Genomic DNA, 22,646 nt, shown 5'->3' with positions numbered 1-22,646 from the left:
CTTAATTTCACCCGGTCGATCCCGCCGCGGGAGTCTCAGGCGATTATGTCCGGAATCAGCTGATCGCCAAGCTCGGCAATCTCGTCGCGCAGCTTGAGCTTGCGCTTTTTCAGCCGTGCGATCTGGAGCTGATCCACCGACGCTGCGAAGAGCAAGGCGTCGATGCTGGCGTCCAGGTCGCGATGCTCGGAGCGCAACGCTTCGAGCCGTTTCAGGATCTCGCGTTCGTCCATTCCCACCCCCCGATACCTCCCCTCCCTGCACGAAGCTTTCCTGCTCCGCAACGGATCACCGCGACTTTTCGACGGGCTGTCGCTTGTGGGCTAGGAGGGGGGCGACAAGCGTCCGGAAAGCTGATCTATTCGATCGTCCAGCGACCACATCAGGAGGAACGCTTCCCATGCAGAATGCGCATTTCACGGCTCTCAACGCCAAGCATTCCACTCTGGACCAACGCATCGCCAGCGAGGCGCAGCGACCGCTGCCGGACCAGATCCTGCTCGCGGAGTTGAAGAAGCGGAAACTGCGCGTCAAGGAAGAGATGAGCCGCTAACGGCCCCCTTTCCGCTTTCGTCGCGGGGTGTCGCACGCGTGCCGCACCCCGGCGGCAAGAGGCGGACTTGCGAACCGCCCGCCGCCTCGGCACCCGTCAGCGCCGGGGAACGATCGCCTTCGCATAATGCGGCGTATGGCCGCCCTTGCCGACCGGCTTGCGGGCGAGCATCGGATCGATGTCATTGTCGAACGCGACGCCGATGCGACCCTCCGCGGTCCAGGCAACTCGGCCGCGCAGCCAGCCGATCCCACGCACCTCGATCTGCACCGGTGTCTTCGGCGTGATCGGCGCGGTGTAATCCGCCATCAAACCGCCCGACGAGAGGTTGCGCACGCGCACCTGCTCGATCTCCCCGTCGTCGACGCGAAACTGCGCCGTCAGCATCAGGCTGTCGCGGGATCCGCTACGCTGGCCGGTGAAATCGTCGGCCGACAACGCGCTCAAGGGGTCGGGGGAGAACTGTTCCATCGATGCTATCCGAACGCAAATTGACGTCGCGCGACTTAGAACAGCAATCCCTATCGAAAGCGTAAATGCCGCGCGATTATTCCTCGCGCGAAACCTTTTCGTTGCGCTCGTGGCGTTCTTGCGCCTCGACCGTCATCGTCGCGATCGGTCGCGCTTCCAGCCGCGCGAGCGAGATCGGTTCGCCGGTCACTTCGCAATAGCCATATTCGCCCTCCTCGATCCGGCGCATCGCGGCGTCGATCTTGGCGATCAGCTTGCGCTGGCGATCGCGCGTGCGCAGCTCGATCGACCAATCGGTCTCGCTCGAAGCGCGGTCGGTGAGATCTGCCTCGCGCAGCGAATCGGCCTGGAGCTGATTGAGCGTGCCCGCCGCCTCGCGATAGATTGCGTCTTTCCAGGCGACCAGCTTCTGGCGAAAATATTCCAGCTGACGCGGGTTCATGAAAGCCTCGTCGCCATGCGGGCGATAGCCGTTGTCGCCATCGTTCGCAGCCGGCGGCAGGTGTTTACCAGGTTCGTCGAAACGTTCCAAAACTGTAGCCATCCCCACTCTCCACTCCCGGTCGACAGTGGCCAAGCCGCTAGAAGACCGCCCTTTTGCCCGCTGGCCCTATACTTTCGCGCGGGCCCATTAACAAGCGCATGATTTGGATCATGATCGGCGTTAATTCCCCTTCGACTAGGGGGGATTAGCCGATTCTGAACGTCCGGCCACATCTGTTCGAATTAACCACGTTGATTAGGAAGTCGGTCATAGTCGTTAACGCCAACTGTGTCGTTGCAGCACATTAACCATAAGCTCAGTGCGGCGGACGAGAAAAAGTTGGCAAGATCAAGGTAAACGAGAGCGCGATCGCTTGCGCTTAACAATTTGTTCTGCACTTTCGCGTCATTGAGGGCGCGGAAGCTGCTGACGATCCCCGTGGGGAGCGAGCGCCAGCAAAGGGAAGAGTGGACATCATGTCGGTTCGCATGGCCTTGGCAAAACTCTGCGCTTGTGTTTGCGGCGGCGCCGTCGTGGGCGGCAGTGGAGTCTATGTAACGGAACGCGTGGCGCAGAAGCCCCGCGTCGTGAAACAATATACGGTCGCGAAGAAGCGCGTGGTCCGCCGGACCACGGTGCGCCGCGCACAGCCGCGCGTGGCACGTCGCACCGTCACGACCACGACCCAGGCGCAGCCGCAGGTTGTGGTTGTCACCGCGCAGGGGGCTCCGGTCCCGTTGCCGCCGGTCCAGGACATGGGCTCCAGCGGATCGGGCGGCTCGCTCGCGGTGATCGGCGGCTCGGGTGGCTTTGGCGGCGGCTTCGGCGGGGGCTTCTTCGCAGGCGGCTTCTTTGGCAGTTCCGGTTCGAGCTCGGGCAGCAGCTCGGGATCTAGCGGCATCAATATCGAGATTTCGAGCTCGAACAGCAGCGGCGGATCGACCAGCACGTCGACCGGCGGCTCGTCGACCTCGACGGGGGGCTCCTCGACATCGACCTCCACGGGTGGCTCATCGACGTCGACCTCCACGGGCGGTTCGTCGACCTCGACGTCGAGCGGCGTATCGACCTCTTCGTCAACCTCCAGCGGCATCTCGACTTCTTCGTCGACGTCGAGCTCCACTTCGGGATCATCCTCGACCTCGAGCTCGACCAGTAGCGGCTGGAGCAATTCGAGCGGCTGGGGCTGCAAATATGGCAAGGATTGCGGCGGATCGAGTCACGGGTCCAGCGGCCATCATGGCTCGAGTGGTTCGTCGGGTGGCCCTGCCCCCGTCCCTGCTCCGCCGATGATCCTGCTGTTCGGTGGCGCTGCCGCCGCCCTGGTAGCGCGCCGTCGCTTTGCCAAGAAAAAGCAGGATATCGTCGCAGCCTGATCCGATGCCGTCACTTCCGCGTGGGAAGTGACGGCCGGAAGATCAGGCCTTCTGCAGCGCTTCCTCGATCTGCGGCACGGTGTGCCCGGTCAGGTCCTTGCTGATCTCGCCCGCCAGCCGCTGGCTTACCGACACATGATAATGCTTGCGCAGTTCGCCCAACGTGCGCGGCGCCGCGACGATGATCAGCGATTCGAAATCATTGTTCAGCGCGCGTTTCTTCAGCATTTCGGCAGCTTCCGCGGCGAAGCGGTCCTCCTCCTGCTGATGAAAGTCGGTCTCGCCCATCGTGCCCATCGTGGTGGAGGATGCCTGGCCCGCCGTATCGGTCTTCTGGTCCGAGTCCTTGGGGTTATCCTGAACCTCCTTGTCCTCCACCTGCAGGTTCGGGAATTCGGCATCGCCGGCGTTGCGGAGGAAAAGCATCTTGCGCCCATCGACGACCATCACGACGGCATCGTGCGGAACCTGCATATTTGATCTCCTTGTTGCAGTTGCCTCCTCCTAACGCAGCGCCGCGCCCCAGGGTTGCGCGCCCCCCCGGCCGCCGCCATAGGCTGACGCGATGCATGACATCCGCTTCATCCGCGAAGACCCCCAGGCGTTCGACCAGGGCCTTGCCCGCCGCGGGGTCGAACCGCAGTCCTCCGAACTGCTCGCCCTCGACGAACGCCGCCGCTCGCTGCTGACCGAATTGCAGGCCGGCCAGGCGCGCCGCAACGAGGCGTCGAAGGCGATCGGTGCGGCGAAGGCCCGGCGCGACGATCCCACGGTCTTGATGGCCGAAGTCGCAGCGCTCAAGGAGCGGTTGCCCGCTCTTGAAGTCGAAGAGAAGGCCGTCGGCGTCATGCTCAACGACGCGCTTGCTGCGCTTCCGAACCTGCCGCTCGCCGACGTTCCGCAAGGCGCCGACGAAGACGACAACGAGCTGGTCCACGAACGCGGCACAGTGCCCGCGTTCGCATTCACGCCGCGCGAGCACGACGTGCTCGGGCCCGCACTGGGCCTGGATTTCGAGACCGGCGCGCTGCTCGCAGGCTCGCGCTTCACCTTCCTGCGCGGCCACGCCGCCCGGCTGCACCGCGCGCTGGGCCAGTTCATGCTCGATACGTTGACCCGCGAGCATGGCTTCGAGGAAGCCGTCGTCCCGCTGATGGTGCGCGACGAAGTGATGTTCGGCACCGGCCAGCTTCCCAAATTTGCCGAAGACAGTTTCCGCACCACCGATGGCCGCTGGTTGATCCCCACCTCCGAAGTGAGCCTCACCAACGCGGTGCGCGAGCAGATCCTGCCCGAGGAAGCCTTGCCGCTCCGATTTACGGCATTGACCCCCTGCTTCCGCTCCGAAGCGGGCTCGGCCGGGCGCGATACGCGCGGCTATATCCGCCAGCACCAGTTCGAAAAGGTCGAGATGGTCTCGATCACCACCCCCGAACACTCCGAAGCCGAGCACGAGCGAATGACCGCCTGCGCCGAGGATATCCTGACCAGGCTCGGCCTGGCCTTCCGCCGCATGAAATTGTGCACCGGCGACATGGGCTTCTCCGCCGCCCGCACCTACGATCTCGAAGTGTGGCTGCCCGGCCAGGCGCGCTATCGCGAGATTTCAAGCGTCTCGACCTGCACCGATTTCCAGGCGCGGCGGATGAACACCCGCTTCCGGCCCGAAGGCGAGAAAGCGACGCGCTTCGTCCACACCCTCAACGGCTCGGGACTTGCGGTCGGCCGCACGCTCGTCGCGGTGATCGAGAATTACCAGCAGGAGGATGGCTCGGTCGCCGTCCCGCAAGTGCTGCAACCCTATCTTGGCGGGCTTAGCCGGCTGGAGCCGAGATGATCCTCCCCGGCATGGGGAGGTGGCAGCGCGAAGCGCTGACGGAGGGGGCTTTCCACGAGCCACTTTGCTCGCGGCCGGCCCCCTCCACCACCGCTTCGCGGCGGTCCCCAGCGTCGGGTCGATCGCGCTCCCAGCGCGATCTTGGATTGCCGGGGGCACCCGCCGCTCCGTACCGGGGAGGATAGAATGCGCATCCTCCTCACCAACGACGACGGCTACCACGCCCGCGGCCTCGCCGTCCTGGAACGCATCGCGCGTAAATTCTCCGACGACATCACCGTCGTCGCCCCCGCCGAAGAGCAATCGGGCAAGGGCCGCGCGCTGACGCTCACCGAGCCGTTCCGCGTCCGCCGCCACGACGACAAACGCTATGCGGTGCGCGGCACGCCCACCGATTGCGTGATGTTCGCGCTGGCCGAGGTGATGAAGCATTCGCCCCCCGATCTCGTCCTGTCGGGCGTCAATCGCGGCGGCAACCTGGCCGAGGATGTCAGCTATTCCGGCACCGTCTCGGCAGCAATGGAAGGGGCGCTCGCGGGCATCCGCTCGATCGCGCTCAGTCAGCGCTACGCCCAGTCCGGCCAAGGCGACCAGGTTCCGTTCGACACCGCCGAGGCCTGGGGCGAGCGCACGTTGCGCCCGCTCATGGACATGGAATGGCTGCCGCGCACCTTGCTCAACGTCAATTTCCCGCCCGTGGCCGCCGACGCCGTCCGGGGCATCAAGGCCGTCTCGCAGGGTCTGCGCGACTATGGCCGGGTCGGACTCGACAAGCGCGTCGATCCGCGCGGCTTCCCTTATTACTGGCTGGCAATGGCCCGGCTGCCGCACGATGCAGTGCGCGACACCGATCTCGAAGCGATCGAACAGGGCTATGTCACGGTAACGCCGCTGCATCTGGACCTGACGCATCGCGAATCTCTCGATATGCTGCGGAAAATCTATCGCTGAGAAGATGGCGAGCCGGGGGAGCAGGAGCGTGATGCGCAGGGGGATGTTGGTGCTGGCGATCGGACTCGTCTCGGGGTGCATCCCCGGAGGCGTCCAGCAGTCGGCGGACTATGATCGCCCAGCCCCGCAGGCACCTGATCAGCGGGACCCCTCCGGACGCCCGGAGCAGGATGTCCGGGCCTTGCCGGCCCCGCCCCCGGCCTGGGTTGCACGCCGCGTTACCCCCGACGCGAAGCTGGTCGCCGCCTCTACCTACGTCGTCGAGCCCGGCGACTCGCTCCGGTCGATTTCGGCCAAGCTCGGCGCCGGATCCGAAGCGATCGCCCGCGCCAATAATATCGCCGCCCCCTTCGTCATTCATCCCGGGCAGCGGCTGACGATCCCGGGCGGGCGTTACCACCTCGTCCGCGCAGGCGAGACCGGGATCGGCATCGCCCGGGCTTATGCAGTCGATTGGTCGCGTATCATCGCCGCCAATGCGCTCGCCGAGCCCTATATCCTGCGAACCAACCAGCGCCTGCTGATCCCCAGCACCGGCCCCGAGAGCATCGAGGAGCGCGCCGCGCGCTTCCATATCGATATCGACGATATTCTCACCGGTGGCGAGCCCGCGCTCGCGAGCAACGCCCAGCCCGCCCGGCCGACTGCCTCGGTCAAGCGCGTGCTCCCCGCAACGACCCCGGTCGCCGAGCCCAGCACGCGGCTGCGCACCGCCTTCGCCTGGCCGGTGAAGGGTTCGATCATCGCCCGCTTCGGCCCCGGCAAGAGCGGCGAGCGCAACGACGGGATCAAGATCGCGGTCGCGCTGGATACGCCGGTCCTCGCGGCGGCCGACGGCGTCGTCGCTTATGTCGGCAGCGACGTGCCGGCGCTGGGGGGTCTGATCATCCTCAAGCACGGCGCGAGCGTCACCAGCGTCTACGGCTATGCCAGCCAGTTGCTCGTCCAGCGCGGCCAATCGGTGAAGAAAGGCCAGATGATCGCGCTGTCGGGCAATTCGGGCTTTGCCGACCGCCCCTCGCTCCACTTCGAGATCCGCCAGGGCAGAACCCCGGTCGATCCGCTGGCGAGATTGCCCGCTTCCTGATGGCGATCCGTCCGACCGGCACTCTCAAGCGCAAGTCCAGCCTGCCCGTCTGGGCGGCGATCGGCTGGCGGGTGCTGGCGGTGGTGGCCCTGCTGGCGCTGGCGATCGGAGTGCACTGGATCGAACGCGACGGGCTGCGCGACAATAGCGACGGCAATATCAGCTTCCTCGACATCATCTATTTCACGTCGATTTCGATCACCACCACGGGCTATGGCGATATCGTTCCGGTCAGCGACAGCGCACGGATGTTCGATGCGTTGGTGGTTACGCCGATCCGGATCTTCGTCGTTCTGTTGTTTATCGGCACGGCATATAATTTCGTCCTCAAGCGAACCTGGGACAAATGGCGCATGGCACTGATCCAGCGAAATCTCTCCGGCCACATCGTGGTCGCCGGCTATGGCACGACTGGGTCCGAAGCGGTCGATGAACTCATCGCTCGGGGCGAGCGCCCGGAGAATATCGTCGTGGTCGACACCGACGAGGATAACCTTGCGCGCGCCAAGGCCGTCGGCTGCATCATATTGCGCGCCGACGCCACGCGCGATTCGGTGCTCGAGGATGTCCGCATCGGGCAGGCGCAGGCGCTGATCGTCGCGGCAGGGCGCGACGATACTTCGATCCTGATCACCCTCACCGCGCACCACCTCGCTCCCTCGGTGCCGATCAGCATCATCGTCCGCAACGAGGATAACGAGCTTCCCGCCCGCGCCGCGGGGGCGACCACGGTCGTCAATCCGGTGAGTTTCGCCGGGCTGCTGCTCGCCAGTTCGTGCACCGGGCCGCATCTGGCCGATTATCTGACCGACCTCGCTTCGATCCACGGCCGCGTCCAGCTCAAGGAGCGCTGCCCCCTGCCCAATGAAATCGGCAAGCCGCTGACCGGGATTTCCACCGGAGTCGGCCTGCGCGTCTATCGCGACGGCAACGCCTATGGCTTCGCCGATCCCGAGGCGCAGGCGCTACGCGAAGGCGACGAGATCGTGGAGATCGTCACCAAGGCTTGACCGCCACGCGATCGGCGCGATGGTCGCGGCATGCCTACGCTTCCCTTCGCCCACATCGCCCCGATCCTGCTGCTGGTCGCGTCGAACATCTTCATGACCTTCGCCTGGTACGGCCATCTCAAGCATAAGAGCGCGCCGCTGCTGCTGGTGATCGTCGCGAGCTGGGGCATCGCCTTCTTCGAATATTGCCTGGCCGTCCCCGCCAATCGCTGGGGCAGCAGCGTCTATTCGGCCGCCCAGCTGAAGGGGATGCAGGAGATCATCACCCTGCTGATCTTCGCGATCTTCTCGACGCTGTATCTTGGGCAGAAGATCACCGCGAACCACATGATCGGCTTCGCGCTGATCGCGGCGGGCGCATTGTTCCTGTTCCGTGCGCCACTACCCAGCTAGCAATTTCCGCCAAAATCCTTATGTGCGGCGCCAATCATGGCAACCAAACTCCCCGAGGCCCCCCGCGTAGGGATGGTGTCGCTCGGCTGTCCCAAGAATCTGGTCGACAGCGAACGCATCCTCACCAAGCTGCGCAGCGACGGCTATGCGATGTCGCCCGACTATGCCGGCGCCGACGTCGTGCTAGTCAATACCTGCGGTTTCCTTGACTCGGCCAAGGAAGAGAGTCTCGAGGCGATCGGCGAGGCGATGGCCGAGAATGGCCGCGTCATCGTAACCGGCTGCATGGGCCAGGAAGCCGCGACGATCCGAGCGCGCTTCCCCAACATTCTCGCTGTCACCGGCGCGCACCAATATGAGCAGGTCGTCGATGCGGTGCGCCAGCATTCGCCGATGCCGCCCTCGCCCTTCGTCAATCTGGTGCCCGACGCCGGCCTCAAGCTGACGCCGCGCCACTACAGCTACCTGAAGATTTCGGAGGGCTGCAACCATCGCTGCGCCTTCTGCATCATCCCCTCGATCCGCGGCGACCTCGTCAGCCGCCGCCCCGACGCGATCCTGCGCGAGGCCGAGAAACTGGTCGAAGGCGGCACGAAGGAGCTGCTCGTCATCAGCCAGGACACCTCGGCCTACGGCGTCGACATCCGCAAGGAACCGCGCATGTGGAAGGGCGAGCCCGTCATCCCGCACATGACCGACCTCGCCCGCGAGCTCGGCAAGATCGCGCCCTGGGTCCGGCTCCATTATGTCTACCCCTACCCCCATGTCGATCAGGTCATCCCGCTGATGGCGGAGGGACTCGTCCTCCCTTATCTCGACATTCCCTTCCAGCATGCCAGCCCCAAGGTGCTGCGCGCGATGCGCCGTCCCGCCAACGAGGCGAAGGTGCTCGAGCGACTCAAGACCTGGCGCGCGATCTGCCCCGATATCGCGATCCGAAGCTCGTTCGTCGTCGGTTTCCCCGGCGAGACCGAGAAGGATTTCCAATATCTGCTCGATTGGCTCGACGAGGCCCAGCTCGATCGGGTCGGGGCATTCCGCTTCGAGCCCGTACAGGGTGCGGTCGCCAACTTCCTGCCGGATCCCGTTCCCGAGGAGGTCAAGGAAGAGCGCTATGCCCGCGTGATGGAGAAGACCGCGGCGATCTCCGCCGCCAAGCTCCAGGCCAAGATCGGCCGCACGCTCGACGTGATCATCGACTTGGTCGTTGGCGAGGGCGCCAGCGGTCGATCGACCGCCGATGCGCCCGAGATCGACGGCGAAGTCCATCTCCGCGATGCCGGGCACCTAGCCCAGGGCGACATCATCCGTGTACATATCGAAGATGCAGACGAGCACGACTTGTTCGGCGTCCCCCTTTCCACCACCCTACAGTGAGATCGCATGAGCTATAATTCGACCTTCCAAGACCGCCTGAAAAGTTCTGCCGACGCCAAGACCAAGGCGCTAGAGAAGCTGCGCGCCAAGCCCGCGCTCGATCCCGCCGTCGTCGCCGAAAAGATCGCCAAGCGCGAAGCCAAGGAAGCCGCCGAGGCCGCCAAGCGCGAAGCCAAGCGCGCCGCGATCGAGCAGGAAAAGGCCGACAAGATCGCCGCCGCCGAAGCCGCCGCCGCCGCGATCGAGGAAGAAAAGGCCCGCGCCGCCGCCGAACGCAAGGCAAAGGCCCCGCCGACCGCAGCGGAGCTCAAGGCAATCCGCGACGCCCGCTACGCCGCCCGCAAGGCGCGCAAGTAGCAGCGTGAGCGGTTTGCTCGTGCGAGCAGATCGCTGGACTCGAGAATATGCTGGCTATCTCCACCCCGGTATCCCGGCGAAAGCTGGGATGCCGGACTGCTGGTGGGTCCTGAAACCTAAGCCGCCTGCTCCCACCGGCCGGCGTCGTTCTGCTTCCAGTAGCGGCGCTCGACGTCCGCCCGATCAGTCAGCGCCTTCCACGCCGCACGCGCCTCGCTGATCCGCTCCTCGTCGAAGAAGTGGAAGGCGCGGTCGAAGCCGAGCGCCGCATCGCGCCAAACCCCGTCCACCAGCGCAATGTTGCGCGCGGCGTTGGCGGCCTCGGGCTCTTGGCCGATCAGCACGGGCTGCTGTGCATCGTCAGCGCCGCCGGCCAGTCCATGCGCCAGGAAGCTTTCGGGCGCGTAGCTCCACAGCAGTTGATCGAGCTTCGTGCGTTGCCCGGCATCTTCCGCCACGATCAGCAGCCGTCCACCGCTCGCCAGCACTTTCTCGGCGATCTGCGGCAGCACGCGATCCAGCGACGCATGCGTGAGATGGTAAAAATCGACCTGCATCGCACGTTGATAGCCGGTCCTCGCGCTCGGGCCAACGTACACGCCGTTGCGGTGCCGCAATCGCTGGGATAGGGCGGGGGCTGCCGCGTGCCCGGGAGTGAAGAAAAAAGTGGGAAGTGTCGTGACGCGCAAGGCCTTGCTGCTGTCCGCTGCGCTCGGGCTGTGCCTGTCCGCGCAGGCTTGGGCGCAGGAGACCGCTGACCCGCGTGAAGCGCCTGCGACGCAAGCCGCCCCACCGGCCGCAAGCGAGGGCGCAGACCTTCAGGATCGCGGCACCGCGCCCCCGCCCCCTTCGGTCGACGGTGTCGCGGCGAACCCGGACGAGGTCCAGTTCAACGCCAATTCACTCGAATATGATTATGAGAATGACGTCGTCACCGCGAACGGCGACGTCCGGCTGTATCGCCGCAGCGACCGGCTCCGCGCCGACAAGGTCGTCTGGAACCGCAAGACCGGCCAGGTGGTGGCCGAGGGCAATATCGTCGTCGTCAATCCGGAGGGCGACGCCGCTTATGGCGATCGCATCGAGCTGACCGACACGCTCAAGGACGGCATGGTCGAGAATATGCTCGTCGTGCTCGATGCCGGCGGACGCATCGCCGCCGAGCGCGGCGTGCGCGAAAACGGCATAATCACGGTCGACAATGCGGCCTACACCGCCTGTTCGGTGACCAATTCGGACGGCTGTCCCAAGGAGCCGTCGTGGAAGATCACGGCCGAGCGCGTGGTCTATAATCCCGAGAAGCGCCGTATCCGCTACACCGGTGCGCGCATTTCGGTGTTCGGCTTTGCCTCGATCCCGCTCCCCGCTTTCTCGCATCCGGCCGGTGGATCGAGCGACGACGGCTTCCTGACCCCCGACATCCGCTACAGCCGCACCAACGGCTTCCAGCTCGCTTTGCCCTATCTGTTCAGCCTGGCGCCCAATCGCGATCTGGTGGTCACGCCGCGCGTGTTCACCGGCGCGCTGCCTATGCTCCAGGCAGAATATCGCGAGCTCAATCGCCTCGGCGCCTATCGGGTCACGGCCTATGGCACCTACAGCCGGCGCGCCGACGATCTGACCGTGCCGATCACCCCGGCCACCTCCAGCAACGACTTCCGCGGCTATCTGGACGGCACCGCGCGCTTCCAGCTCTCACCCGAATGGAGCGCCAGCGCGTCGATCCGCGTCGCCAGCGATCGCACCTTCCTGCGCCGCTACGACATCTCGCGCGACGATCGCCTGCGCAACAATGTGCGCGTCGAGCGAATCGATCAGGACAGCTATTTCTCGATCAACGCCTGGGCCGTGCAGACCCTGCGCGTCGGCGAGCGCCAGGGGCTGCAGCCAATCGCGCTGCCGGAGATCGACTATCGCCGGCGCATGGACGACGGGCTGATCGGCGGTCGCGTGGAATTCCAGCTCAATACGCTGGCGATCGCACGTTCCGAGGGACAGGATTCGCAGCGCGCCTTCGCGAGCGCGCGCTGGGACATGCGCCGGCTAACCGCCTGGGGCCAGGAAATCACCCTGACCGCGTACGGCCGCGCAGACGTCTATAACGCCGAAGACACTTTGCTCACGGCCGTCCCGCTCTATCGGGGCACCGAGGGCTTTCAGTTCCGCGGGATCGCCGCGTTGGCACTCGACATGAAATGGCCGCTGGTCGGAGAGTTGTTTGGCGGCACGCAGCGCATCACTCCGCGCTTTCAGGTTGTCGCCTCCCCGCGGATCGAGAATTTCGATGTCCCGAACGAGGATGCCCGCGCAGTCGATCTCGAAGATTCGAACCTGTTCGCGCTCAATCGCTTCCCCGGATACGACCGTTTCGAGGATTCCACCCGCTTCACGCTCGGGCTCGATTATTCGCTGCTCCTGCCCGGCTTCAGCATGGATGCGAATGTCGGCCAGAGCTATCGCCTGTCGACCCGCAATGCCCTGTTTCCCGATGGCACCGGGCTCACCGATCGGGTGTCGGACATCGTCGGCAGGACAGTCGTGCGGTTTCGCGACTTCATCAGCTTCACGCATCGCTATCGCCTCGACAAGGACGGGCTTGCCTTGCGCCGCAACGAGGTCGACGCGACGGTCGGATCGCGCAGCACTTATTTCCAGCTCGGCTATCTGCGGCTCAACCGCAATATCGGCCCCGCGCTGGAGGATCTCCAGGATCGCGAGGAGGCTCGGGCCGGTGCCCGCGTCCAGATCGCACCCTTCTGGTCGATGTCCGGCGCGATCCTGCTCGATCTCACCAATCGCGACGAGGATCTCCTTTCGCAGGCCGACGGCTTCGAGCCGGTACGTCATCGGCTCGGCGTTACCTATGAGGATGATTGCCTCCGACTCGGCCTGACATGGCGCCGCGACTATGAGACCACCGGCGATGCGCGGCGGGGCAACAGCTTCCTTTTGAGCCTAGCCTTCAAGAATTTGGGACGCTAACCCTTTGCCCGGGGCGGATTGGGGCTGATCTGCTAAGCCTTGGTTCAGGCACAATTGCGGATTAAGCGCCCCGGTCTCCGGGATGGATGAGGGTATTGGTTCACGTGAACAATGGTGTTGCAAAGGCGCCCCGCATCGGGCGCAAGGCATTTCTCGCAGTGGCGCTGGCTGGAATCGCGTCGATTGCGACTGCCCAGACCGTGCCCGATCAGCGTGTTCCCGATACTGGTCTCAACTTGCCCGCGAACTTCCAGTTCTTCGGAAAGACCGATCCCAACATCCGCAAGCCGACCGCGATCGTCAATTCGGCCGTCATCACCGGTACCGATGTCGACCAGCGCGTGAACATGATCATCGGGGTCAATAACCTCAACCTGAAGCCCGAGGAGCGCGACCAGCTTCGCATGACCGTGCTGCGGCAGTTGATCGACGAGGCACTTCAGATCCAGGAGGCCAAGGCGAACGAGATTACGGTCGATCCCAAGGAGATCGACTCCGGCTTCAACCGGGTCGCCCGCAACTTCCAGAAGTCGCCCGAGCAGATGCGCGCCTGGCTGAAGGAAGTCGGTGCGTCCGAGCGCTCGCTGCGCCGTCAGGTTGAGAGCGATCTGGCCTGGAACCGCCTTCTGCGCCGCCGCATCAACATCAATGTCGGCGAAGCTGAAGTGAAGGCGATGCTCGAGCGTATGGAGCAGTCGAAGGGCAGCGAAGAGCTCCATGTCTACGAAATCTACCAGAACGCCACGCCGGATCGCGCGCAGGAAGTCTATGCGAACATGCAGCGCATGATCACGCAGATGCGCGAAGGCACGCCGTTCGACTATCTCGCCAAGACCTATTCCGAAGCCTCGACAAAGGCGGTCGGCGGCGATCTGGGCTGGATCCGCCCGTCGATGCTGCCGGAGGAGTTGGCCACCGCGGCCGCGGGCATGTCCGCCGGCCAGGTGGCGGGACCGATCCAGCTTCCCACCGGTTTCTCGATCCTGTACCTCGCCGAAAAGCGCAAGGTCTTGATGGCCGACGCGCGCGACGCCAAGCTCAGCCTTCGCCAGGTCTCGATCAGCTTTCCCAAGGGGCTGACCCAGGCGCAGGCAACTGCGCGCGCCGGCGAATTCGCGACTGCGACGCAGGCGATCAAGGGCTGCGGCGATGTCGCCAAGGTCGCCCAGGCGCAGGGCGCCGAGGTGGTCGATCGCGACGGGATTGCCGTACGCGACCTTCCGCCCGCGCTTCAGAATATGATCCTGCCGCTCCAGGTCGGCCAGGTCAGCGCGCCATTCGGCTCGGTCGACGAAGGCGTTCGCGTCCTAGTCCTGTGCGGTCGCGACGATCCCACTGCCGTGAACCTCCCGTCAGTCGAACAGGTCCAGGCCAAGCTCGAGGACGAGCGAGTTAATCTGCGCGCCCAGCGCATGCTGCGCGATTTGCGCCGCGATGCGCTGATCGAATACCGCTGACGTGCAGGCCGAGCGGAGGATGATCCGACCGCTCGCCGTCGCGATGGGCGATTCTGCCGGGATTGGCCCTGAAATCACAGCCAAAGCGTGGAAGGCGCGCGAACAGCACGCGCTCGCGCCCTTCTTCGCCGTCGGCGATCCCCGTGCCGTCGAAAAGCTGTGGGACGGTCCGATCGCGCGGATCAGCGATCCGCATGCCGCATTCGACGCCTTTCCCGACGCGCTCCCGGTCCTATCCGTCGGTGACTGCGGCGACGTCTCTCCCGGCTCCCCCGACGTGGAAAGCGCTCGCTGCGCGCTCCAGTCGCTCGAGCTCGCAGTCGGCCTCACGCGCTCCGGCGCCTCGGGTGCGCTGGTGACAGGTCCGGTATCGAAAGCCCAGCTTTACCGGATCGGCTTCACCCATCCTGGCCAGACCGAATTCATCGCGGAACGTTGCGGCGTGTCCGGCGACAATAGCGTGATGATGCTTGCCGGACCGACCCTTCGGGTCGTGCCGGTCACCATCCATGTCGCCTTGGCCGACGTGCCGGGCATGATCTCGACGCAACTGATCCTCGCCAAGGCGCGCGTCACTGCCCGCGGCCTCTATCGCAACTTCGGCATCGAGCGCCCGCGCCTTGCCTTTGCCGGACTCAACCCGCATGCCGGGGAAGGCGGCGCGATCGGCCGCGAGGAGATCGATATCCTGGTCCCCGCGATCGAGCAGCTTCGCGCCGAGGGTATCGACGCGGTCGGCCCCTTTTCCGCGGATACGATGTTCCACCCGCGCGCGCGCGCGGGCTTCGATGTCGCGCTCTGCCTCTATCACGATCAGGCGCTGATCCCGATCAAGACGCTGTATTTCGACGATGGCGTGAACACCACGTTGGGCCTGCCGATCGTCCGCACCTCTCCCGATCACGGCACCGCTTTCGGCATCGCCGGGCGCGACGAGGCCAATCCGGGCGCGATGATCGCCGCGATCCGCATGGCCGCCAGCCAGGCAGAGCGCCGCGCCGAACTCAGCGCGTGAGCGAACTCCCCCCCCTGCGCGACGTCATCCGCCGGCACGGTCTCAGCGCAAGCAAGGCGCTGGGTCAGAACTTCCTGTTCGATCACCAATTGCTGGCGCGCATCGCCAAGGTTCCCGGCGACCTGGCGGAAGCCGAGGTCTTCGAAGTCGGCCCCGGCCCCGGCGGGCTGACCCGCGCGCTGCTGGAAGGCGGCGCCCGCGTCGCAGCGGTCGAGCGCGACCGCCGCTGCATCCCGGCGCTCGCCGAGCTGTCCGACCATTTTCCGGACAAGCTCCGCGTGATCGAGGGCGACGCACTCGAGGTCGACGCCCCTGCATTGTTCGATGGCAAACCGCATATCGTCGCCAACCTGCCCTACAATGTCGGCACCGCATTGCTGGTCCGCTGGCTTTCTGCAGAATGGCGTCCCTGGTGGAAGAGCCTGACGCTGATGTTCCAGAAGGAAGTCGCCGAACGCATCGTCGCGGCGCCTGATACCGAATCCTACGGCCGCCTCGCGGTGCTCGCTCAGTGGCGCTCGACCCCGCGCATCGCGATGACGGTCCACCGCTCGGCCTTCACCCCGCCGCCCAAGGTCATGTCGGCGGTGGTCCACATCGTTCCCACCGAAACGCCCGCAGGCGTCCGACTGTCGGTGCTGGAGGGCATCACCGGCGCGGCGTTCGGCCAGCGGCGCAAGATGCTGCGCCAGAGCCTGAAGGGAGTGCCCGGGGCGCTTGCGGCGATGGAGACGCAGGGTATCGAGTCGAGCCGCCGCGCGGAGACGCTATCGGTGGACGAATTCGTCGCGCTCGCGCGGGTGCTGAGCGCCTAGGGAGTAGCAGGCGCCGGCGTTGTCGGTGCCGCCTGCGCGGTCGCTGTCACCGGCGGGCCCTTGGCGATCGCCGCCGTCAGGATATTGGCGTCGTTGCACTGGCCGGGGCACAGCGTCTTGATCTTGGCCAGATTCTCCTTGGCTTTTTCCACCGCGCCGCGCGCGACCAGCGCCTCGCCCTGCCCGCGCAATGCGGCCAGATCGTTCGGCTGCAGCGCCAATGCCTCGCGGTACAGGCGGATCGCCTTGCCCGGCAGATCGCGCTGGCGCGAAATCTCGGCCAGGACGATGAACGCATCACGGTTGCGCGGATCGACCGCCAGCGCACTCTCCAGCGCGTCCTGCGCGGCTTCGATATTGCCCGCCGCACGGGCAGTGCGGCCATCCTGGAGCAGCGCCAGCGACTTCGGATCGATCTGTGCGTCGGGCCGCTGTGCGCTGAGCGACGTCGACAGCGAGAGCAGAAGCAGCGCCGCGGCGGCAGAGATCGCAGTGATCCGCATGAAATTCTCCGAAACAGTCGCCTTCGCGGCTACCATGGCCGCACCAGCTTCGCGACAAAAAAGCCGTCGGTCGAGTCCGCCAGCGGCGAGAGCCGGAGCCCCGGACCGCGCGCGTTGCCGGCGCCAAGCGCCAGCGGCTCGGCTTTCCACCCCGGATAGGCCTTCAGGAAAGCCTCGGCCTGGCTCGCGCCTTCGTCGTCCAGCAGCGAGCAGACGACATAGACCAGCGCCCCGCCCGGCCGGACCAGTTCGGCGCCAAGCTTCATCAAATAGCGCTGGGTCTCGCCCAGCTTGGCAAGCCGATCGGGCGACAGCCGCCAGCGCGCCTCGGGATTGCGCCGCCAGGTGCCGGTGCCCGAGCAGGGCGCGTCGATCAGGACGATATCGGCCCGGGCGAACCGATCGGCGAGCTGATCGAACTCCTGGCCGGGATTTAGCAAGCGGGTCTCGGCGATCGTCACCCCCGCGCGCTCGGCGCGCGGCGGCAGCCGCTGAAGGCGTCCGCGGTCGATATCGCAGGCGAGGATGCTGCCGTGGTTCCCCATCATCGCCGCGAGCGCCAGCGTCTTGCCGCCGCCGCCTGCACAGAGATCGATGACCTGATCGCCGCGTTTCGCCCCAGTTGCTAGACTGACCAGCTGGCTGCCGGCGTCCTGGACTTCGATCTGGCCGTCGCGGAACGAGGGCAGCTTCTCGACCGGCAAGTCGCTGGGAATGCGCAGGCCATCGGCGACATGCGGCAGCTGCACCGCGCCCGGTATCTCGGCGGCGACCGCAGCCGGATCGGCCTTGAGGCTGTTGACGCGGACATCGAGTGGGGCACGTTGGAGCAACGCCGCCTGCTCGGCATTGCCGAGGCCCGATTTCTTGAGCAGCAGACCCAGCCATTTGGGCATCAGCCCCGCATCGGCGACCGGCTCGGCAGGATCGATCGCGGCGGGGCCATAGGGCGAGCCATCGAAATATTCGGCCATTTCCGGCCGCACCTTGGCGAGCGCTAATATGCCCGCGCGACCGCTCTCCGGCCGCACGCCGAGCAGGCGGATCGCTTCATAGACCATCTCGCGGATCGCCCGCCGGTCCTTGGAGCCGGCATAGCGGCGCTCGGCGAACCAGCGCGCGATCAGCGTGTCCGCAGCGGCGCCCTGGTCGCGCGCGGCGACGACGATCCGGTCGAGCAGTTCGATCGCCGCCTGGGTGCGTGCGGCGGGGGTCATGGTTTAGCGCGTGGGATAATTGGGTGCCTCTCGGGTGATCGTCACGTCATGGACGTGGCTCTCGCGCAGTCCTGCGTTGGTGATGCGCACGAACCGCGCCTTTTTCTGGAATTCGGCGATCGTCGGCGCGCCGACATAGCCCATCGATGCCTTCACGCCGCCAACGAGCTGGTGCACGACGTCCTTGGCGCTGCCCTTGAACGGGACCTGGCCTTCAATGCCCTCAGGCACGAGCTTGAGCTGGTCCTTGATGTCCTGCTGGAAATAGCGATCGGCCGATCCGCGCGCCATCGCCCCGACGCTGCCCATGCCGCGATAGGATTTGTACGCCCGGCCCTGGTAGAGAAAGGTCTCGCCGGGCGCTTCTTCGGTGCCCGCCAGCAGCGAGCCGATCATTGCAGTCGACGCGCCTGCCGCCAACGCCTTGGCGATGTCACCCGAGGTGCGGATGCCACCATCGGCGATCACCGGGGTATTCGACTTCATCGCTTCGTTGGCGGCGTCCATCACTGCGGTAAGCTGGGGGACGCCGACGCCGGCGACGACGCGGGTGGTGCAGATCGAGCCCGGGCCGATGCCCACCTTGAGTCCGTCGGCACCCGAGCCGATCAGCGCCTTGGCGGCTTCGGCGGTGGCGATGTTGCCGGCGATGACCTGGACCCGGTTCGAGAGCTTCTTGACGCGCTCGACGGCCAGGCCGACTTCGCGGTTATGGCCGTGGGCGGTGTCGATGACGATCAGGTCGACTTCGGCATCGACCAGCGCCTCGGTCCGCTCGAAGCCCTTTTCGCCGACGGTGGTGGCGGCGGCCACGCAGAGCCGGCCATTGCCGTCCTTGGTGGCGTCGGGGAAGTTGACGGCCTTTTCGATGTCCTTGACGGTGATCAGGCCGACGCAGCGGTAATTTTCGTCGACCACCAGCAGTTTCTCGATGCGGCGGGCGTGGAGCAGGCGGCGCGCCTCTTCCTTGCCGACGCCGGTGGAGACCGTAGCGAGATTTTCATGCGTCATCAGCTCGGCGACCGGCTGGCCGGGATTTTCCGCAAAGCGCACGTCGCGATTGGTGACGATGCCGACCAGCTTGCCGCCCTCTTCGACCACCGGGATGCCGCTGATCTTGTGGCGCTGCATCAGCGCGCGCGCCTCGGCGAGCGTGCCCGAGGGGCGGATCGTGATCGGATTGACGACCATCCCGCTCTCGAAGCGCTTGACCTGACGCACCGCCTCGACCTGCTGCTCGATATCGAGATTGCGGTGGAGCACGCCCATCCCGCCCAATTGCGCCATGACGATCGCCATGTCGGCTTCGGTGACGGTGTCCATCGCCGAGGAGAGCAAGGGGATGTTGAGGCTCAGGCTGCGCGTTACGAAAGTGCGGGTATCGGCCATGCTCGGCACGATCTCGGACTCGCCCGGATAGAGGAGGACATCGTCGAAGGTGAGGCCGAGGGGGATGTCCATGGGTGCGCCAGCAGTCCTGAGTCGGAGGTTGGCGGCCCATGTAACCGCAGGGGGGGTGATGCGCTAGGGGGTGGCGCGCGCGGCGAACGCACCGAAGCCGATCCCCACCGCGATCACCGCCATCCCCACGGCATGATAGCCATGCAGCGCTTCGCCCAGCAGCAAGGCCGCCAGCCCCGCGCCGAACAGCGGCAGCAGGCTGATCGCCTGGCCTGCGACGCCCGAGCCGACTTCGGCCACTGCTGAATTGTAGAGCAAATAGGCTACTACCGAGGGGAAGAAGGCGACATAAGCGAAGGCGAAGAAGGTTGCAGCGGTCAGCGGCATCGCGCGGATTGCTTCCACTTCCAGCATGGCCAGCGGCGCCATCGTCAGCGCACCGATCGCGAAGGTGACGGCGAGTAGGCTCAGCGGATGGACCTCGGGCCGCAGCCTTAGCAGGCTGGTGTAGGTTGCCCAGGCAAGGACCCCGCATAGCACCAGCACGTCGCCGACCCCGAAATGCAGCGCGACGAGCACCGAGGGGCTGCCCCGGCACACGATGATGATCACGCCAACCGCGGCGAGCGATACGCCGATCAATTGCGCCCGGGCGGAGCGGATCCCGAAGATCAGCCGGTCCGCCACCAGCACCATCGGCGGGATCGCCGCCTGCAGGAGCGAAGCGTTGGTGGCGGTGGTGAACTGTAGCCCGCTGTAGAGGAAGGCGTTGAACGAGGCGACGCCGGTCAGCGCGAGGATCAGCACGACCGGCCATCGGCCGAGCAGCTTGTCGCGGTCGGTGGCGACGTGGCGCCAGGCGAAGGGCAGCACGATCAAGAACGCGCCGGTCCAGCGGACGAAGGCGAGCATGAACGGCGGGATCTCGCCATGCATCCAGCGGGCGACGATCGTGTTGCCCGCCCAGAGCAGCATCGTCAGCGCGAGCGCGGCCAGAGCGAGCATCCAGCGCCCGCGACCGGGCGCGGCAGCGGCTACGCTCATGGCTGGCGGATGCGCGCGAGTAGCGCCCTCGCCTGCTCGACATGCATCGTCTCGATCATCCGGTTGCGGTAGCGCTCGGCGCCGCCGGTCGCCGCCGCGATCAGCGCCTCGGCCTCGGCGATTTCCGTCGCCGAAGGTCCGAACGCCTCCGCCGCGACTTCGATCTGGTTGGGATGGATCAGCGACTTGCCGTCGAAGCCCAGCGCGCGGCCGTGGCGGCACTCGGCGGCGAGGCCCTCGGGATCGTCGAGCGCGTTGAAGACGCCATCGAACGCCCAGATCTCGCTCGCCCGCGCTGCCAGCACCACGGTCTGGAGCGCGAGCGACAGGCTCTCCCGCCCCGCCCCCGCCGGAATGCCGAGCGACGCGCGCAGATCGTTGACCCCGGCAAGCAGCCCCGCCACCCCCGGAACCGCAGCGATCTCCGCAGCGACGAGGACCCCCAGCGGCGTCTCGATCATCGCCAGCAGCGGCTTGCCGCATGCCTCCGCGATGGCAGCCGCATCCCCTGCACTCTCGACCTTGGGCAGGACGACGAAATCGCAGGCCGAGCCTGCCACCGCGTCGAGATCCTCGCCATGCTCGCCCGAATCGACCGCGTTGATCCGGATCGCGCAGAGCCGCGCGCCGAATCCTTCGTTCGCCGCCGCAACCGCCGCCGCCCGCGCCTCCGCCTTCGCATCGTCGCGAACCGCGTCCTCGAGATCGAGGATCACGAGGTCGGCATGGGTTTCACGCGCCTTGGCGATCGCGCGGGGGTTGGAGGCGGGCAGGAAAAGCGCGGTGCGCGGGGCGAGGCGGACTGTGGTCATGGGCCGACTCTATGCTAGCAAGAGCGCAGGATTGCGAGGGGGAGTCGGTAGTGGACGTGCTCAACATTTTTCTGATCGTGCTGGTCGCAGTGGTGCTGCTCTACCTCTTTTCGAGTGTGAAAATCGTCACCCAAGGCTATCAATATACGATCGAATATTTCGGCCGCTTCACCGCCGTCGCCTCGCCCGGACTCAATTTCTATCCCGCCTTCTTCTATCGTGTCGGCCGCAAGGTAAACATGATGGAGCAGGTGATCGACATTCCGGGGCAGGAGATCATCACCAAGGACAATGCGATGATCCAGACCGACGGCGTCGTCTTCTTCCAGGTGCTCGACGCCGCCAAGGCCGCCTATGAAGTTTCCGACCTCTATCTGGCGCTGCTCCAGCTCACGACGACCAATTTGCGCACGGTGATGGGTTCGATGGACCTCGACGAGACGCTGTCGAAGCGCGACGAGATCAACGCCCGGCTGCTCTCGGTGGTCGATCATGCCACCACGCCCTGGGGGGTGAAGATCACACGCGTCGAGATCAAGGACATCCGCCCGCCCGCCGACATCGTCAACGCGATGGGCCGCCAGATGAAGGCCGAGCGCGAGAAGCGCGCCAACATCCTCGAAGCCGAAGGCACCCGCGCTTCCGAAATCCTGCGCGCCGAGGGCCAGAAGCAGTCCAAGATCCTCGAGGCCGAAGGCCGCCGCGAAGCCGCCTTCCGCGACGCAGAGGCGCGCGAGCGCTCGGCCGAGGCCGAGGCGACCGCCACCCGTATGGTCTCCGACGCGATCGAGCAGGGCAGCACCCAGGCGATCAACTATTTCATTGCGCAGAAATATGTCGAGGCGATCGGCAAGTTCGCCACCTCGCCCAACGCCAAGACGATCCTGTTCCCGGTCGAGGCCACGCAGCTGATGGGGACGCTCGGCGGCATCGGCGAGCTCACCCGCGAGGCGATCAGCAATGGCCTGACGCCGCCCGCTGCCCCACCGGCACCGCCGCGTCCTCGCCCGACCCCCTTCGGCCCGCAGGAGGGCTGAGCGATGCAGTTCTTCGTGACCTCGCCCGGTCTCGCCTGGCTGATTCTCGCCGCAGTGCTCGCGCTTACCGAGCTGGTCCTTCCCGGCATCTTCCTCGTGTTCGTCGCCGCCGGCGCGGCGGTAACGGGGATCGTCACGCTGATCATCCCCGAATTCGCGCTCGCCTTCCAGGTCGCGGTGTTCATCCTCGCCTCGTCGGGCGCAGTAGCGCTTGGCCGGCGCTGGTATGCGAAGAACCCGGTGGCGAGCTCGGACCCCTTGCTCAACGATCGTGTCGCGCGGCTGGTCGGCCAGATCGTGACGGTGGTCGAGCCGATCGAGGCCGGCCAGGGCCGCGTCCGCGTCGGCGACGGCGAATGGCTCGCGCAGGGACCCGATACCCCTGCCGGCGCCCACGTCCGCATCGTCGGCGCGCATGGCCTGTCGCTCGACGTCGAGCCTGTCACCGCCGCCTAGTTGAGGATCGT

The 22,646-nt window shown here is 65.9% G+C and carries 25 protein-coding genes; 14 read left to right on the top strand and 11 right to left on the bottom strand.

What is annotated here, in order from left to right; translation table 11 throughout:
- Positions 1–35 precede the first annotated feature (35 nt).
- Positions 36–233, bottom strand: a complete 198-nt coding sequence (locus OKW87_RS01600) for a YdcH family protein (protein WP_265541728.1) — start codon at positions 231–233, stop codon at positions 36–38.
- Positions 234–400: 167 nt separating this feature from the next.
- Between OKW87_RS01600 and OKW87_RS01595 the strand changes: the two genes are divergently transcribed.
- Positions 401–553: a YdcH family protein gene (locus OKW87_RS01595; protein WP_265541727.1), complete on the top strand. Its 153-nt coding sequence runs from the start codon at positions 401–403 to the stop codon at positions 551–553.
- Between the two features lie 96 nt (positions 554–649).
- On the opposite strand, the gene OKW87_RS01590 is transcribed toward OKW87_RS01595, so the two are convergent.
- From OKW87_RS01590 to OKW87_RS01575, 4 genes are all read right to left on the bottom strand, one after another.
- Complete coding sequence (locus OKW87_RS01590; protein ID WP_265541726.1) at positions 650–1,024, bottom strand: PilZ domain-containing protein; 375 nt, start codon at positions 1,022–1,024, stop codon at positions 650–652.
- A 76-nt stretch (positions 1,025–1,100) separates the two neighbouring features.
- Positions 1,101–1,568 (bottom strand): RNA polymerase-binding protein DksA, encoded by a 468-nt coding sequence (dksA, locus tag OKW87_RS01585; protein ID WP_265541723.1) that lies wholly within the window; start codon positions 1,566–1,568, stop codon positions 1,101–1,103.
- Between the two features lie 490 nt (positions 1,569–2,058).
- Complete coding sequence (locus OKW87_RS01580) at positions 2,059–2,709, bottom strand: hypothetical protein (RefSeq protein ID WP_265541721.1); 651 nt, start codon at positions 2,707–2,709, stop codon at positions 2,059–2,061.
- Positions 2,710–2,926: 217 nt separating this feature from the next.
- A complete protein-coding gene (locus OKW87_RS01575) occupies positions 2,927–3,358 on the bottom strand; it encodes a host attachment family protein (protein ID WP_265541719.1) in 432 nt (143 codons plus the stop codon).
- 91 nt (positions 3,359–3,449) lie between these two features.
- Here OKW87_RS01575 and serS point away from each other — a divergent pair, with 91 nt between their 5' ends.
- From serS to OKW87_RS01540, 7 genes are all read left to right on the top strand, one after another.
- Positions 3,450–4,721: a serine--tRNA ligase gene (gene serS, locus OKW87_RS01570; RefSeq protein WP_265541717.1), complete on the top strand. Its 1,272-nt coding sequence runs from the start codon at positions 3,450–3,452 to the stop codon at positions 4,719–4,721.
- Between the two features lie 186 nt (positions 4,722–4,907).
- Positions 4,908–5,672, top strand: coding sequence for a 5'/3'-nucleotidase SurE (surE, locus tag OKW87_RS01565; protein ID WP_265541715.1), 765 nt, complete (start codon positions 4,908–4,910; stop codon positions 5,670–5,672).
- Positions 5,673–5,703: 31 nt separating this feature from the next.
- Entirely contained in the window at positions 5,704–6,759 is a 1,056-nt protein-coding gene (locus OKW87_RS01560) for a M23 family metallopeptidase (protein ID WP_265541714.1), read from the top strand.
- Positions 6,759–7,769, top strand: coding sequence for a potassium channel family protein (locus tag OKW87_RS01555; protein WP_265541712.1), 1,011 nt, complete (start codon positions 6,759–6,761; stop codon positions 7,767–7,769). Before OKW87_RS01560 ends, OKW87_RS01555 begins: the two co-directional genes overlap by 1 nt.
- 30 nt (positions 7,770–7,799) lie before the next feature.
- Entirely contained in the window at positions 7,800–8,162 is a 363-nt protein-coding gene (locus tag OKW87_RS01550) for a DMT family protein (protein WP_265541709.1), read from the top strand.
- Between the two features lie 36 nt (positions 8,163–8,198).
- On the top strand, positions 8,199–9,539 hold the full coding sequence (gene rimO / locus OKW87_RS01545; RefSeq protein ID WP_265541707.1) for a 30S ribosomal protein S12 methylthiotransferase RimO: 1,341 nt from the start codon (positions 8,199–8,201) through the stop codon (positions 9,537–9,539).
- 6 nt (positions 9,540–9,545) lie between these two features.
- The gene (locus OKW87_RS01540) at positions 9,546–9,896 is read left to right on the top strand and encodes a DUF6481 family protein (protein WP_265541705.1); all 351 of its coding nucleotides are present in this window, start codon (positions 9,546–9,548) and stop codon (positions 9,894–9,896) included.
- A 116-nt stretch (positions 9,897–10,012) separates the two neighbouring features.
- Here the strand turns inward: OKW87_RS01540 and OKW87_RS01535 are convergent, their stop codons facing one another.
- Positions 10,013–10,453 (bottom strand): DNA polymerase III subunit chi, encoded by a 441-nt coding sequence (locus OKW87_RS01535; RefSeq protein ID WP_265541704.1) that lies wholly within the window; start codon positions 10,451–10,453, stop codon positions 10,013–10,015.
- A 121-nt stretch (positions 10,454–10,574) separates the two neighbouring features.
- Here OKW87_RS01535 and OKW87_RS01530 point away from each other — a divergent pair, with 121 nt between their 5' ends.
- The 4 genes from OKW87_RS01530 to rsmA all read left to right on the top strand — a co-directional run bounded on the left by OKW87_RS01530 (position 10,575) and on the right by rsmA (position 16,165).
- Positions 10,575–12,878: an LPS-assembly protein LptD gene (locus tag OKW87_RS01530; RefSeq protein ID WP_265541701.1), complete on the top strand. Its 2,304-nt coding sequence runs from the start codon at positions 10,575–10,577 to the stop codon at positions 12,876–12,878.
- 86 nt (positions 12,879–12,964) lie between these two features.
- On the top strand, positions 12,965–14,335 hold the full coding sequence (locus OKW87_RS01525; protein WP_443025066.1) for a peptidylprolyl isomerase: 1,371 nt from the start codon (positions 12,965–12,967) through the stop codon (positions 14,333–14,335).
- 19 nt (positions 14,336–14,354) lie between these two features.
- Positions 14,355–15,350, top strand: a complete 996-nt coding sequence (pdxA, locus tag OKW87_RS01520) for a 4-hydroxythreonine-4-phosphate dehydrogenase PdxA (protein WP_265541698.1) — start codon at positions 14,355–14,357, stop codon at positions 15,348–15,350.
- Positions 15,347–16,165, top strand: coding sequence for a 16S rRNA (adenine(1518)-N(6)/adenine(1519)-N(6))-dimethyltransferase RsmA (gene rsmA / locus OKW87_RS01515; RefSeq protein WP_265541696.1), 819 nt, complete (start codon positions 15,347–15,349; stop codon positions 16,163–16,165). The genes pdxA and rsmA overlap by 4 nt, the downstream gene beginning before the upstream one ends.
- Here the strand turns inward: rsmA and OKW87_RS01510 are convergent.
- The 5 genes from OKW87_RS01510 to OKW87_RS01490 all read right to left on the bottom strand — a co-directional run bounded on the left by OKW87_RS01510 (position 16,162) and on the right by OKW87_RS01490 (position 21,142).
- Entirely contained in the window at positions 16,162–16,668 is a 507-nt protein-coding gene (locus OKW87_RS01510) for a tetratricopeptide repeat protein (protein ID WP_265541694.1), read from the bottom strand. The genes rsmA and OKW87_RS01510 overlap by 4 nt on opposite strands.
- A 29-nt stretch (positions 16,669–16,697) precedes the next feature.
- Entirely contained in the window at positions 16,698–17,885 is a 1,188-nt protein-coding gene (locus OKW87_RS01505) for an RsmB/NOP family class I SAM-dependent RNA methyltransferase (protein ID WP_265541692.1), read from the bottom strand.
- A 3-nt stretch (positions 17,886–17,888) separates the two neighbouring features.
- A complete protein-coding gene (gene guaB / locus OKW87_RS01500) occupies positions 17,889–19,346 on the bottom strand; it encodes an IMP dehydrogenase (RefSeq protein ID WP_265541690.1) in 1,458 nt (485 codons plus the stop codon).
- A gap of 63 nt (positions 19,347–19,409) precedes the next feature.
- Positions 19,410–20,330, bottom strand: coding sequence for a DMT family transporter (locus tag OKW87_RS01495; protein WP_265541688.1), 921 nt, complete (start codon positions 20,328–20,330; stop codon positions 19,410–19,412).
- A complete protein-coding gene (locus OKW87_RS01490; protein ID WP_265541686.1) occupies positions 20,327–21,142 on the bottom strand; it encodes an HpcH/HpaI aldolase/citrate lyase family protein in 816 nt (271 codons plus the stop codon). Before OKW87_RS01490 ends, OKW87_RS01495 begins: the two co-directional genes overlap by 4 nt.
- Positions 21,143–21,192: 50 nt before the next feature.
- On the opposite strand from OKW87_RS01490, the gene OKW87_RS01485 reads away from it, so the two are divergent.
- Positions 21,193–22,179: an SPFH domain-containing protein gene (locus OKW87_RS01485; protein WP_265541685.1), complete on the top strand. Its 987-nt coding sequence runs from the start codon at positions 21,193–21,195 to the stop codon at positions 22,177–22,179.
- Between the two features lie 3 nt (positions 22,180–22,182).
- The gene (locus OKW87_RS01480; RefSeq protein ID WP_265541684.1) at positions 22,183–22,635 is read left to right on the top strand and encodes an NfeD family protein; all 453 of its coding nucleotides are present in this window, start codon (positions 22,183–22,185) and stop codon (positions 22,633–22,635) included.
- The last annotated feature ends 11 nt before the right edge of the window (positions 22,636–22,646 follow it).

It is taken from the genome of Sphingomonas sp. M1-B02 (assembly GCF_026167525.1).
GTDB lineage: Bacteria > Pseudomonadota > Alphaproteobacteria > Sphingomonadales > Sphingomonadaceae > Sphingomonas.
The sequence above is the reverse complement of the archived record's forward strand: the minus strand, read 5'-3'. Positions and strand labels throughout refer to the sequence as shown.